At 60.6% G+C, this 13634-nt stretch carries 12 protein-coding genes; 9 read left to right on the top strand and 3 right to left on the bottom strand.

Annotated features, from left to right (window positions below; genetic code table 11):
- The first annotated feature begins 59 nt into the window (after positions 1-59).
- Positions 60-380 (top strand): thioredoxin, encoded by a 321-nt coding sequence (gene trxA / locus PM04_RS08135; RefSeq protein WP_038005607.1) that lies wholly within the window; start codon positions 60-62, stop codon positions 378-380.
- A gap of 316 nt (positions 381-696) precedes the next feature.
- On the opposite strand, the gene PM04_RS08130 is transcribed toward trxA, so the two are convergent.
- Together PM04_RS08130 and PM04_RS08125 are read right to left on the bottom strand one after the other, a co-directional pair.
- Positions 697-2010: an ammonium transporter gene (locus PM04_RS08130; RefSeq protein ID WP_038005605.1), complete on the bottom strand. Its 1314-nt coding sequence runs from the start codon at positions 2008-2010 to the stop codon at positions 697-699.
- Positions 2011-2034: 24 nt separating this feature from the next.
- A complete protein-coding gene (locus PM04_RS08125) occupies positions 2035-2373 on the bottom strand; it encodes a P-II family nitrogen regulator (protein ID WP_038005603.1) in 339 nt (112 codons plus the stop codon).
- Between the two features lie 272 nt (positions 2374-2645).
- Here PM04_RS08125 and PM04_RS08120 point away from each other — a divergent pair, with 272 nt between their 5' ends.
- Positions 2646-4844, top strand: a complete 2199-nt coding sequence (locus PM04_RS08120; protein ID WP_038005602.1) for a transglycosylase domain-containing protein — start codon at positions 2646-2648, stop codon at positions 4842-4844.
- Positions 4845-4872: 28 nt separating this feature from the next.
- Here the strand turns inward: PM04_RS08120 and PM04_RS08115 are convergent, their stop codons facing one another.
- Entirely contained in the window at positions 4873-5307 is a 435-nt protein-coding gene (locus PM04_RS08115; RefSeq protein WP_038005600.1) for an NUDIX domain-containing protein, read from the bottom strand.
- 87 nt (positions 5308-5394) lie between these two features.
- Between PM04_RS08115 and PM04_RS08110 the strand changes: the two genes are divergently transcribed.
- Genes PM04_RS08110 through PM04_RS08080 form a run of 7 tightly spaced genes read left to right on the top strand, consistent with a single transcriptional unit; the run spans position 5395 to position 13631 of the window.
- On the top strand, positions 5395-6390 hold the full coding sequence (locus PM04_RS08110) for an Hsp33 family molecular chaperone HslO (RefSeq protein ID WP_038005598.1): 996 nt from the start codon (positions 5395-5397) through the stop codon (positions 6388-6390).
- The gene (locus PM04_RS08105; protein ID WP_038005597.1) at positions 6383-6961 is read left to right on the top strand and encodes a CoA pyrophosphatase; all 579 of its coding nucleotides are present in this window, start codon (positions 6383-6385) and stop codon (positions 6959-6961) included. The genes PM04_RS08110 and PM04_RS08105 overlap by 8 nt, the downstream gene beginning before the upstream one ends.
- Positions 6958-8076, top strand: coding sequence for a CCA tRNA nucleotidyltransferase (locus PM04_RS08100; RefSeq protein WP_038005595.1), 1119 nt, complete (start codon positions 6958-6960; stop codon positions 8074-8076). The genes PM04_RS08105 and PM04_RS08100 overlap by 4 nt, the downstream gene beginning before the upstream one ends.
- A 16-nt stretch (positions 8077-8092) precedes the next feature.
- The gene (locus tag PM04_RS08095; protein WP_038005980.1) at positions 8093-8686 is read left to right on the top strand and encodes a LysE family translocator; all 594 of its coding nucleotides are present in this window, start codon (positions 8093-8095) and stop codon (positions 8684-8686) included.
- A gap of 32 nt (positions 8687-8718) precedes the next feature.
- Entirely contained in the window at positions 8719-10560 is a 1842-nt protein-coding gene (locus PM04_RS08090) for an ABC transporter ATP-binding protein (protein ID WP_038005594.1), read from the top strand.
- Complete coding sequence (locus tag PM04_RS08085) at positions 10557-12407, top strand: ABC transporter ATP-binding protein (RefSeq protein WP_369793303.1); 1851 nt, start codon at positions 10557-10559, stop codon at positions 12405-12407. Before PM04_RS08090 ends, PM04_RS08085 begins: the two co-directional genes overlap by 4 nt.
- A gap of 15 nt (positions 12408-12422) precedes the next feature.
- Entirely contained in the window at positions 12423-13631 is a 1209-nt protein-coding gene (locus PM04_RS08080; protein ID WP_038005593.1) for a class I SAM-dependent RNA methyltransferase, read from the top strand.
- Positions 13632-13634: the final 3 nt, after the last annotated feature.

Here is a 13634-nt window from a genome sequence, read left to right as displayed (position 1 = left end):
CCTAGGTTTCGACCCAACGCGCGACTCATCCCGGGTCGCCCATTTTAAGGACAGACATAATGGCAACCGTTGCTGTATCCGACGACACATTTGATACCGAAGTCCGCCAGTCCGACATCCCTGTCGTGGTGGATTTCTGGGCCGAGTGGTGTGGTCCCTGTAAACAGATCGGCCCCGCACTTGAGGCGCTGTCGGAGGAATACGAAGGCCGCGTGAAAATCGTCAAAGTGAACGTAGACGAAAACCCGAACTCCCCCGCACAGATGGGCGTTCGTGGCATCCCGGCTCTGTTCATGTTCAAAGACGGCGAAGTTGTTTCCAACAAAGTTGGCGCCGCTCCTGCGGCAGCTCTCAAAAGCTGGATCGAAGAGAGCGTCTAAGCCTCTTTCAGACATAATCGAATATCAAACCGCCGGGCCCAACAGCCCGGCGGTTTTGCGTTGCGGGGCACAGAAACCTTTTCTTTTGGATGTGCGTTGGCTTGGCACAATGGCCACAGCCGCACACGCCAGCACCCCAGTTCAACGAAAACGCCTGACGCCTTTTCAAAAAGCTGGGGAGGCCGATGGAAATGTCGTTAACACGGATGAATTCCCCACCCTCGGCGGCAAGAAAACAATAACCTCAGCCCACGAAAAAGCCCGGACAGATCGCTCTGTCCGGGCCACTCGTCATACGCAGCAGACTGCGGTTAAATTAGGAATTGGCGAACTCGGGGTATGCTTCCATCCCCAACTCTGCCTTGTCCAAGCCGACCAGCTCGTCTTCCTCAGAAACGCGGATGCCCACGATTGCCTTGAGGATGATCCACACAATCAGCGCACCAACGAAGGTGAATACACCGTACGCCGCGATACCCAAAAGCTGTGTGCCCAGAGCCGCGTCACCGTTGTAGAAGATGACCGCAATTGTGCCCCAGATACCGGCAAACAGGTGAACCGGGATGGCACCAACGACGTCATCGATCTTGAGCTTGTCCAGCAGTGGCACTGCAAGGACGACGATCACACCACCTACGGAACCGATCCACAGTGCGCCGAACAGTGTCGGGGCAAGGGGTTCAGCCGTGATCGACACGAGGCCGGCCAGCGCACCGTTCAAAACCATGGTCAGATCGGGCTTTTTGTAGAGCAGCTGTGTCATGACCAGCGCGGTCACCGCACCAGCGGCCGCAGCCATGTTGGTGTTGGCAAAGATGCGCGACACGTCGGACACATCACCCACGGTGCCCATCGCAAGCTGCGAGCCACCGTTAAAGCCGAACCAGCCGAGCCACAGGATGAACGTACCGAGTGTGGCGAGTGCCAAGTTGGAGCCAGGCATCGGTGTGACTTTGCCTTCTTTGGAGTATTTGCCCAAACGTGGTCCAAGGATGATCGCACCGGCCAGAGCGGCCCAGCCACCTACGGAGTGTACAACAGTCGAACCAGCAAAGTCGGAGAACCCAGCTTCGGACAACCAGCCGCCGCCCCACTGCCAGGACCCGGAAATTGGGTACATCACGCCGGTCAGGATGACGACGAAAGCAAGGAAGGGCCACAGTTTGATACGCTCAGCAAGGGCACCGGATACGATGGACGCAGTCGCCGCAACAAACACCAGCTGGAAGAAGAAATCCGAACCGATAGACGCGTAATCCAGCGCAGCATCCGCAGCAGACACACCAACGGGGTCCAGCACGGTTGGCACAAAGAACGAACCGACGTAGCCGTTGAAATCACCGGGGTACATCAGGTTGAAGCCGATGAGCCAGTACATGATCGCCGCCACAGAATAGAGCGCGATGTTTTTGGTCATCTGCATGGTCACGTTCTTGGAGCGGACAAGGCCGCCCTCAAGCATCGCAAAGCCCGCGGCCATAAAGAACACCAAAAAACCAGCCATGCAGAACAGCAGGGTGGTCATGATGTAGGGGCCGATTTCATCGAAGGAGGGCGCAGCCTCCTGCGCGAAAGCCGCAGCGGGCAGCGCCGCCAAGGCTAGGGTGGAAAGAAGCACTTTAGTTTTCATTGGTTATTCCCCTATGTCTCTGGCTTACAGAGCGTCGTCGTTGGTCTCGCCGGTGCGGACCCGAACGGCTTGGTTTACGTCCAGAACAAAGATTTTGCCGTCACCGATTTTGTCGGTTTTGGCGGTGCTTTGGATGGTCTCAACGACTTGGTCGGCCATGCCGTCCGCCACCACGAGCTCCAGTTTGACTTTCGGCACGAAGTTCACGGCGTACTCTGCGCCACGGTAAATTTCCGTATGTCCCGACTGTGAGCCGAAGCCCTTAATTTCCGTCACCATCATGCCGCGCACGCCGAGAGTGGTCAGCGCTTCGCGGACCTCCTCAAGCTTGAACGGCTTGATTGCTGCAATAATGAGTTTCACGTTTCTCACCCTTCCGGTTTTTTGTTTTGCCCCCGCCCTTGGGGAGTCCACAGGCTCAAAACATGGGCAACCGCGTCGGTTCGCAACGGAATGGGGGGTGCTTTCTGCAACCAGAGGGCGAGTTACGCGTTTATGTGCACAAAAAAGCGACTTTGCTCATTTTTTGAGCGGTGCGTTAAGAAATCGCTCATCAACTTTCGGTCTACATCCGAGTCGCCACGCGGTATGCTGCGCAAAACTCCGCCGAAAAGGCGACACACGAGCGAGGCAGTATGGCGAACTCTGGCAAAAGGCGTCCACTTGTGGCTGATCGACGGCCGCCAGCGCCAAAGCGGAAAAAACCCGCAAAGGCAAAGCGTGGCGGCTTTTTCAGGCGGCTTTTTACGTTTTCTAAACGGACAAAGGCGCCAAAGCGCAGCGCGCGGACGCAAAAACCGCGTACGTTTATGGGTCGCATCAAGATGCTGTTCACAAGGCTGCTTCGCCTGATCTGGCGGCTCATTTGGGGCATCACATGGCGGGTATCGGTCATTGGTGCGCTGATTCTTGCCTGCGCTGTCGCGATTTCCTACCAAAGCATCCCGACAATGGCCGAGTTGAAGGATGGTCGGCACCGGGGTTCCGTCACGTTTTATGATCGTAACAACGCAGTCTATGCGTGGCGTGGCGATCAATTTGGCGGCCCCGTCAGCTTTGCCACCGTCTCACCCCACCTCGTGAACGCGGTCGTGGCGACCGAAGACAGACGGTTCTACCGCCACTTTGGCGTCAGCCCGCGCGGCATCGCATCCGCGATCCGGATCAACCTACGCGAAGGGCGCGGACCTTTGTCGGGCAACGGCGGCTCGACCATCACGCAACAGGTGTCCAAGCTGGTCTGCCTAGGTGATCCGTATCTGCCGTCCAGCGGGATGACCGAGGCTGAGTATGAAGCGCAATGCCGGGTCGGCTCTGTTTGGCGTAAGCTAAAGGAAGTTCCCTTCGCCATGGCGATGGAGTGGAAGTTCACCAAGGAAGAAATTCTCGCCATCTATTTGAACCGTGCCTATCTGGGTGCCGGGGCCCGTGGGTTTGAAGCCGCGAGCCAGCGGTATTTCAACAAATCTGCGATGGAGGTCCGCCCCGCCGAGGCCGCAATGCTGGCCGGGCTTCTTGTTGCGCCCTCCTACTATGCGCCCACCCGCAACCTAGAACGCGCCCAGCGCCGGGCGCGCACGGTTTTACGGCTAATGCATGAGCAGGGCTATTTATCCTCGGCCCAATATGCCCAAGCGCAGGCCAACCCCGCGACCCTATCCACCGCTGCGCGCGACCAATCCGGCAATGCGTTTGCCGATTGGGTCATGAGCAAAGCCCCCTCGTTCCTGACCCGCGACACGACCGAAGATGTCGTTCTGCGCACCACCTTTGACCAACGCATCCAACAGGCCGCCGAAGACGCGCTGGAACTGGTGTTTGAGACAAAGGTACGCGAAGGGTCCAACGCACAAGCCGCCATTGTCGTGATGAGCGCGGATGGCGCGGTGCGCGCGATGGTCGGTGGCCGCAATACCCTACGCGCGGGCCAATTCAACCGTGCGACGCAGGCGATGCGACAAACCGGATCCGCGTTCAAACCGTTCGTCTACGCCGCTGCCCTTGATCTCGGCTACCGCTATGACAGCACCATCACCGACGCGCCCTTAGCCATCAAGGTTCCGGGCTCCGGCACCTACAGTCCTGCAAATTACACGAATGAGTTCTTTGGCGACGTCGATCTGACATTTGCACTGGCACAGTCACTGAACGCAGCAACAGTCGCACTATCCGAGGATATCGGCCGCGACGTGGTGCGCACAGTGGCCGAGCAGTTCGGCATCAACAGCGACCTCGCCCAAGGGCCGGCACTCGCGCTTGGAGTTTCCGAAAGCACGTTGGTGGAAATGACCGGCGCCTATGCGGGCATCCTCAACGGCGGCACCTCCGTAACACCCTACGGTCTTTTGTCATTGTCCCTACGCGCAGACCCCACCCCCCTGATCGGACAGGAGGGCGGATTGGGTGAACGCGTGATCCAAGAACGCTCCGCCCGGCAGTTGGTCTATATGATGCACCAGGTTGTCCAGACCGGATCCGGCGGGCGGGCTCAACTGCCCGATGGTCGCCCCGCTGCGGGCAAAACGGGCACAACGCAGGCGGCGCGCGATGCGTGGTTCATCGGGTTCACGGGTGATTATGTGACCGGCGTCTGGATGGGATATGACGACAACACTCCCTTGTCCGGCGTCACGGGCGGCGGCCTTCCGGCTGAGATTTGGCGCGAAACGATGGTCCGAGTGCATGATGGCCTACCGATCAGCCCATTGCCCATGATCGACGCCACCACAGATCGACGCCCCGCCCCGCAGCCCCAACCATACAGCGCCCCACAGGGCCAAGATCGGCTGGAGCGGTTTTTGTTGGATGCGCTGGGTGCTATTTTGGGCAACTAAGCCCCGGGTAGCCCCAATCAGGCCCGCACTACAGAACGGCCTGTGCGAACGCGCGGTCACCGCTGTTGCCCAATAGTTCAGGCACCTCTGCGCGTGGAAGCCAGTGGACCTCGTGCAGCGGCTCAAGCGGCGGGCCGACCCGCAGCGTGGGCCGCGCCATGTAAATGTGGCACAGCTTTTCCGCCCATAGCTTGTATTCCGGCATATAGACAAACCGCCGAAACGCCCCCAATCGGCGCGGTGCCGCGATGCGGTAACCCGTTTCCTCATAAACTTCGCGGTGCAGGGCACGCAGCGGACATTCGCCCGGATCAATGCCGCCACCGGGCAGCTGAAATTCATCCTCATCGCCCAATTGTCGGGTGATCAGCACACGATCCCCCAACGGCAAAAGCGCATATGCACCAGGTCGCAGCGTATAGCGGCGAGCACGAATCGGGGCGGGACCAAAGCGAGGGATCATGGCGGCAACTCATAGGGGGCTTGGATCGGGGCGGCAGGGCGCCTATATGCTCCCCCTATGCCAGCCGATACAAGGTAAGGAAAGCCCATGACCACAGGCACTCAAATCGCCTGGGATGACACCGTGTTGCCGTTCCAACTCGACGCTTCAGATATCCGCGGCCGCGTGGCGCGGCTGGACGGAGTATTGGAAAACGTCCTCAAACAACATGACTACCCCCCGCAAGTCGAGGCATTGGTGGCCGAGATGGCCCTTTTGACCGCGCTCATCGGGCAAACCATCAAACTGCGCTGGAAGCTGTCGCTTCAGGTCCGCAGCGATGGTCCCGTGCGTATTCTGGCGACCGATTACTACGGCCCCACCGCCGAAGGAGAGCCCGGCCAGATCCGTGCCTATGCTTCCTATGACAAGGACGCGCCGCTGGATGTGGGCAATATCTTTGACCTCGTGGGCAAAGGCTACTTTGCGATCCTGATCGACCAAGGCCAAGACATGGCCCCCTACCAAGGCATTACGCCCTTAGCGGGCGGCTCCCTGTCCTCCTGCGCCGAGACGTATTTCGCACAGTCCGAGCAAATCCCGACCCGCTTTGCGCTCAGCTATGGGCGCAGCACGCTGCCCGGCGAAGAATCCGCTTGGCGCGCAGGCGGTGTGATGTTGCAGCATATGCCCAAAGCGTCGCCGCATGTAACGGGTGAGGGTGGTTCTGGCGACGCAGGCCTGCTGGCCGCCACAGATATCCTCAGCGAGGATGAGGGCGAAAACTGGACCCGCGCCAACGTTCTGCTCGATACGGTCGATGATCTGGAACTGATCGGGCCAACCGTTTCACCGACTGAGCTGTTGACCCGCCTGTTCCATGAGGAACAACCCCGCGTCTATGAGGCCACCGGCGTGCGCTTTGGCTGCACCTGCTCAGAGGAGCGTGTGCGGACGTCCCTGTCGATTTATTCGGCCAAGGACATCGCGCATATGACCACTGATGAGGGCACCGTTACCGCAGACTGCCAGTTCTGTGGCGCGCATTACACCTTTGCGCCCAATACACTGGGGTTTGAGGCGACGGACAAACCTGATGCTTGATATCAATGCCCTCCGCGCCGCTTGTGCCGCGGAGGGCACCGGGTCGTCCGACTACGACCTATCGCCAGAGGTTGCCGCCCCCGCGGGGCGCACCCTACGTGCCGCCGCCGTGCTGATCGCCGTTCAAGACAGCGCGCGCGGGCTAGAACTGGTGCTGACCAAACGGTCTTCCAAGCTCAAACACCATCCCGGCCAGATCGCCTTTCCAGGCGGCAAAGTGGACGGGGATGAAGATGATATCACAGCCGCCCTTCGCGAAGCGCGCGAAGAAATCGGCTTAGCGGGTGCAGATGTGCTGGGCACCCTACCCCCGCACGAAACAGTCACCGGGTTTAACGTCACGCCCGTTCTTGCGCATATCGCAGCCCCCTTCGCCCCGGTGCCGGAGCCGGGTGAGGTGGAAGAAGTGTTTAACGTGCCCATGAGCCACGTCATGACGCCCGCGAATTACATCATTGAGCGGCGCATGTGGCGAGGCAACTGGCGTCAGTTTTATACGGTCCCTTATGGTCCATACTACATCTGGGGCGCCACCGCGCGGATGCTGCGCGGTCTGGCGGAACGGCTATGAACATCACGGGCACATGGTTAAGCGCGCCGGGCACCCAAGAGGTGTTTGCCCGGCTCAGCGCCTATCAGGCCTATGCCGTGGGCGGCTGTGTACGCAACGACCTGTTAGGCGTACCGGTCCATGATGTCGACATCGCAACGTCCGCCACGCCGCACCAAGTGATTGAAGCCTGTAACGGCCTCAAGGTCGTGCCGACGGGTATAGATCACGGCACGGTCACCGTCATCGCCGCTGGCATCCCGCACGAGATCACCACCTTTCGCCGCGATGTCGAAACCGATGGCCGCCGGGCCACCGTGGCCTTTGGCACCGACATCGCACAGGACGCAGCCCGGCGTGATTTCACGATGAACGCGCTTTATGCGAACGCAGACGGCGAGGTTATTGATCCGCTGGGCGGCCTGCCCGATCTGCGCGCGCGGCTCGTGCGGTTCATCGGCACCCCACAGGCTCGCATCCAAGAAGATTACCTGCGCATCCTGCGGTTCTTTCGGTTCACTGCGCTGTATGGCGATAGCCTTGATGCAGAAGGGCTGGCCGCATGTGCGGAACTCGGCGACGGCTTGTCCGGGCTTAGCCGTGAGCGCATCGGCCATGAGATGCGCAAACTCCTCGCCGCGCCCGACCCTGCCCCCGCAGTGGCTGCAATGGCACAGGCGGGGTTGTTGCAACGTATCCTGCCCGGTGCAGACACACGCGCGCTTGCGCCGCTGATTCACCTGGAAACAACGCCGGATTGGACCGTGCGCCTTGGGGCAATGGGCGGGGATCCAAGCGGTCTGCGCCTCTCAAAGGCAGAGACCAAGCGCCTCATGCGCCTCAGGGATGCTGCGACATCGACCCAGTCGCCTTTCGCGCTTGGGTATGAACTGGGGGCTATGGATGGCTTGCACGCGCTGACCCTACGGGCCGCCCTGCTGGAGCAACCGATGGTGACGGCTGGCCTTGCGGACGGGGCCGCAGCGACGTTTCCGGTCAAGCCTGCGGACCTTGCGCCGCTGACCGGGCCGCAACTGGGCGCAGCACTCGTAACCGCGCGCGCGCGATGGCTGGCAAGCCGCGGAACACTGGACGCGCGCGCCCTGCTGAATGGCCTCGACACGCCCAAGCAATAGCGGCACAAACGCCCGCATGTTTCTATTGACCGATCCCCTCTATGCCTTTGTCCTTGCGGGTCTATTCTCGCCCGGACCAAACGTAATCTTGATCACCTCTTCGGGCGCGCGCTTTGGGTTCAAGGCCACGCTGCCCCACGTCTTGGGCGTCGTGGTGGGCGTGGGCATCACAGCGGGCCTGACCGCCCTTGGGATTGGCGCGCTTTTGTTGGCCGCCCCCGCGTTGGAATGGGGGCTCAAGCTGATTGCGGGCGGTTGGATCACCTACATGGCCTACAAGCTGGCCATGGCCAAACCATCCGCCACCCCCAACCCGGATGAGCGTCCGTTTACCTTTGTGCAGGCGATCCTGTTCCAATGGGTCAACCCCAAGGTCTGGGCCGTCGCACTTGCAGCCTCTGCCGGGTTTGCGTCCAACCTGCCCCCACTCCAAGAGGCGCTGCGCATCGGGTCCGCCTTTTCCGGCACTAACTTTTTTGTCTGCCTGTTTTGGTCCGCCGCAGGCACCCTTTTGGCCTATCTGCTTCAGACCCCAACCGCATGGCGGGTGTTTAACCTTGTGATGGCGGCGGCGCTTCTGGCATCTGCGGTCATGGTTTTTCTGAGCTGAGGGATTATATTCGCATCAAAGGACCAAATCCCATGATGCGCTTTTTCGAAAACCTGGTGGACCCCTACGTCCCCTACCGGGAAACTGACACGCCGCCCACGCGGTTGTGGCCGTTCCTGTGGGATCTGTCCCAGCCCTTCAAACGCATCTTCGCTTTTGCCGCCTTCACGTCAGTATTGGTCGCGATGGTCGAGATCGGTTTGATCTTTTATATGGGTCGTCTCGTTGACTTACTGTCGGATCAGACACCGACCCAAGTCTGGCAGGCCCACGGGACCGAGTTGATTGTCGCGGGTGTGTTTGTCTTGGTTCTGCGCCCCGCGGTCCAAGCGCTGAACGTTATGCTACTGAACAACTCGATCCTGCCGAATTTTGGCACGCTGATCCGGTGGCGCGCGCACCGGCAGGTTCTGCGCCAATCCGTCGGCTGGTTTGAAAATGATTTCGCCGGCCGGATTGCAAACCGCATCATGCAAACGCCCCCCGCCGCGGGCGAGGCCGTGTTTCAAATCTTTGACGCGATCACCTTTGCGCTGGCCTATCTGATCGGCGCGGCAGTGCTGCTGTTTGATGCCGACCCTCGCCTTTTGCTGCCGCTTTTGGCCTGGTTTGGGCTTTATGGCACGCTGGTCCGTTGGACCATGAAAAACGTGGGCCCCGCGTCCAAAGCCGCATCAGATGCGCGGTCCATGACGACAGGGCGCGTGGTGGACAGCTACACCAACATCCACTCTGTCAAATTGTTCGCCCAGCACGAGCAGGAGGTCGACTACGCCCGCGACGCCATCGAATACACCCGACAGACATTTGCGCGTGAGATGCGGATTTTCACCGTTATGGACGTGGTTCTTACGCTGTTAAACGGGTTGCTGATTGTTGGGGTGGTCGCCTGGGCCATCGCGCTCTGGATGCAGGGCACTGCCTCCGTCGGAGTTGTCGCAGCAGCCACCGCGCTGACCCTGCGGCTGAACGCGATGACCGGGTGGATCATGTGGGCTTTGTCATCGTTTTCCCGCAACTTGGGCGTCGTGGCCGAGGGCATGGAGACCATTTCCCAACCGATCACACTGGTTGATGCCAAAGACGCCAAGCCGCTAAATCTCACCAAAGGTGAGATCACGATGGACGCGCTGACCCACCACTATGGACGCGGCGCGGGGGGCTTGGATCAAATCTCTCTCACGATCAAACCCGGTGAAAAAGTCGGCCTTATCGGACGCTCCGGGGCGGGAAAATCGACCCTCGTGAAACTGCTTTTACGGTTTTACGACACCGAGGGCGGCCGCATTTTAATCGACGGCCAAGACATCGCCCACGTCACCCAAGACAGCCTGCGCAGTGAAATTGGCATGGTCCAACAGGACAGCTCGCTCCTGCACCGATCTGTTGCAGACAACATCCGCTACGGCCGTGACGGCGCCAGCATGGACGACATCATCGCCGCCGCAAAACAGGCCGAGGCGCATGAATTCATCCTCGACCTAGAGGACCCCGAAGGCCGCAAAGGCTATGAGGCCGAGGTCGGAGAGCGGGGCGTCAAGCTATCGGGCGGGCAAAGGCAGCGGGTCGCATTGGCCCGCGTGATCCTAAAAAACGCACCGATCCTTGTGCTGGATGAGGCCACAAGCGCCCTTGATAGTGAAGTCGAGGCCGCAATTCAGGACACCCTTTATGGCATGATGGAAGGCAAGACAGTGATCGCGATTGCTCACCGCCTTTCAACAATCGCCAAGATGGACCGCATCCTTGTGCTGGACGATGGCCGCATTGCGGAGCAAGGCCGGCACGAAGATTTGCTGGCCGAGGGCGGGCTATATGCCAGCTTTTGGGCGCGGCAATCCGGCGGGTTTATTGCCACGGAGGCAGCAGAATGATGCAGAAAGTGGCCGCGCGCCTTGGCAACCTGATCGACCCATTCAAACCCGCAGATGGCCCACCGCCGCGCACGCTTGGGGCGTTTTTCAAATGGTGCCTTGCAGGGACGTGGCCCATATTGATCGTGGCATTCGGAGTGTCTGCTCTTGCGGGCGCGACCGAGGTAATCTCCGCCTTTTTGCTGGGTGCAGTGATCGACAGTGCGGTCTCGACGGGGCCCACCACATACTTTGCGGACAACTGGCCCCTTTTGCTCGTCTTTGTTGGGTTTTTCCTGCTGATCCGGCCGCTTTTGTTTGGCACATCCGCAGCATTCAATGGGATCGTCGTGCCCCCCAACGTCTATCCGCTGGTGCAATCGCGGCTGCACCGCTGGACACTGGGCCAAGCCGTTTCGTTCTTTGACAACGATTTCGCGGGGCGGATCGCGTCCAAACAAATGCAGACAGCGCGGGCCCTGACGGATGTCACGAACGAGTTCATCAACGTCGTGGCCTTTGCCCTCGCGACCCTGATCGGCTCAGCCCTCTTGCTGACGACAATCGACGCCCGGATCGCTGGTGCACTGGTGATTTGGCTGGTCGGTTATTTCCTGATGATCCGCTGGTTCATGCCCCGTATCCGCATCAGGTCACGTGACCGCGCGGGCGCTCGCGCCATGGTCACGGGTCAAGTTGTGGACACGATCACCAACATCAAAACCGTCAAACTGTTCGGCCACATGGATCATGAGGACCGCGCCGCCCTCGATGCCATGAGCACGTTACGCGGCAAGGCTCTCGCCTTTGGGAAGCTTTCAACCGGGTTTCGCTTTGCCCTGATGACGACAGCGGGTGTTTTGCCCGTTCTGCTGATTGGGGGGGCGACTTGGCTGTGGACGCTTGGCGTCACAACCCCCGGTGACATCGCCGCCGCTGGTGCCGTGTCGATCCGCATCGCGCAGATGACCGGTTGGGTTAGCTTTACGCTGATGGCGATGTACGCCAACGTGGGCGAGGTCGAAGATGGGATGCGCACCCTGACCGCGCCACAAACTCTGCTGGACCGCGCAGATGCGCAGCAGCTGGACGCCGCCAAGGGGGCAGTGGCGTTCAAGGACGTCACTTTCACTTATGGCCGCGAGGAAGGCGGCGTTCAGGACGTCGCACTCTCGCTCGCACCCGGTGAAAAGTTGGGCTTGGTCGGGGCGTCGGGGGCGGGGAAATCCACCTTAGTCAGCCTGCTGTTGCGCCTTCAAGACCCCGAGGACGGCACCCTTACGCTGGACGGTCACGACCTGCGCGATCTGACCCAGCAGTCCCTGCGCCAACAGATCGGGATGGTCACGCAGGAAACCGCGATGTTCAATCGCTCCGCGCTAGACAACATCCGCTACGGCAAGCCCGATGCCACCCCTGACCAGATCGAGGCCGCCGCCCGCGCCGCCGAGGCACATGACTTCATCCTTGGCCTCAAGGATCACAAAGACCGCACGGGCTATGACGCACATCTGGGGGAACGAGGCGTGAAGCTGTCGGGCGGGCAACGCCAACGGATCGCACTGGCCCGTGCTATCCTAAAGGACGCGCCCGTTTTGGTTTTGGATGAAGCGACATCCGCCCTCGACAGTGAGGTTGAGGCCCAAATCCAAACTGCTCTAGAGCGCGTGATGGAAGGGAAAACCGTCATCGCCATCGCCCACCGGCTGAGCACCATCGCCCGTATGGACCGCATCGTTGTGATGGACCAAGGCCGCATCGTGGAACAGGGCAGCCACGCTGAGTTGTTGGCGCAGGATGGGCTGTATCGCCGATACTGGGACCGACAGTCAGGTGGATTTATCGGGGTGGCTGAAGCCGCCGAATAGACCTACAAGCGCGCCATGGACATCAACATCACACGTTTAGGCCACCTCGGCGATGGCATCGCAGAGGGGCCGCTATTTGCGCCCCGCACTCTCCCTGATGAGGTCGTCACTGGCACACCGCAAGGCGACCGGCTGACGGACATTCGGATCGTCACCCCATCAGAGCATCGGGTCAAAGCGCCTTGTGCTCATTACAACGCTTGCGGTGGCTGCGCGTTGCAGCACGCAAGCGATGATTTTGTGGCTGGGTGGAAACGGCAGGTCATTCAAACCGCCCTCGCCGCCCAAGACCTGAACGTGTCACCCGAGCCGACGCTGACAAGCCCGGCAGGCACCCGCCGGCGCGGAACCCTGCACGGCAAGCGCACGAAAAAGGGCGCGTTGGTTGGGTTTCATGCCCGCGCCGCCGAAACCATCACGCCGGTGCCGAACTGTTTGTTGCTGGACCCCGTCATCTTGGCCGCGATCCCAACGCTGGAAACCTTGACCCGGATCGCCGCATCCCGCGCGGCAGAGGTGGCCTATCACCTGACGGTCTCGGACGCGGGCCTCGACCTTGCGATTGAGAACGCTAAGCCACTGGACGCAAGCATCCGCCAAGAGTTGCCATCCTACGTTGCCGCCTTTGCCCGCGTCACATGGAACGGAGAGCCTGTGCTGCAAGCCGCAGCCCCAGGCGTACGCTTTGGCACCGCCCGCGTCGTGCCGCCCCCCGGCGCGTTCCTACAGGCCACGCCCGAGGGTGAGAGCGCCCTTGTGCGCGCCGCTATGGACGCCATCGGTTCGGCATCGCGGGTGATTGATCTGTTCAGCGGATGTGGGACGTTCACGTTCCCCGCCGCCGCACAAGCGTCAGTGCACGCAATGGAAAGCGAACAGACCCTGCTGGCCGCGCTGGACCACGGCGTGCGCCACAACCAAGGCCTTAAGCCCATCACGACCGAGCGTCGCGACCTGTTCCGCAACCCCGTCTTGCCCGAAGATCTAACGAAGTATGACGCGGCCATCATCGACCCGCCCCGCGCAGGTGCCGAGGCGCAGGTGGCCGAACTTGCCCAAAGCAGCATCCCGCGCATCGCGTTTGTGTCGTGCAACCCCGTGACCTTCGCCCGCGAAGCGGCCACGTTGGTGCAGGCGGGCTATACCCTCAATTGGGTCCGCGTCATTGACCAATTCCGTTGGTCGCCACATATCGAAACCGTGGCTTCATTCTCCAAGGACTGATCT

It is taken from the genome of Thalassobacter sp. 16PALIMAR09 (assembly GCF_000765485.1).
Lineage (GTDB): Bacteria > Pseudomonadota > Alphaproteobacteria > Rhodobacterales > Rhodobacteraceae > Thalassobacter > Thalassobacter stenotrophicus.
The sequence above is the reverse complement of the archived record's forward strand: the minus strand, read 5'-3'. Positions and strand labels throughout refer to the sequence as shown.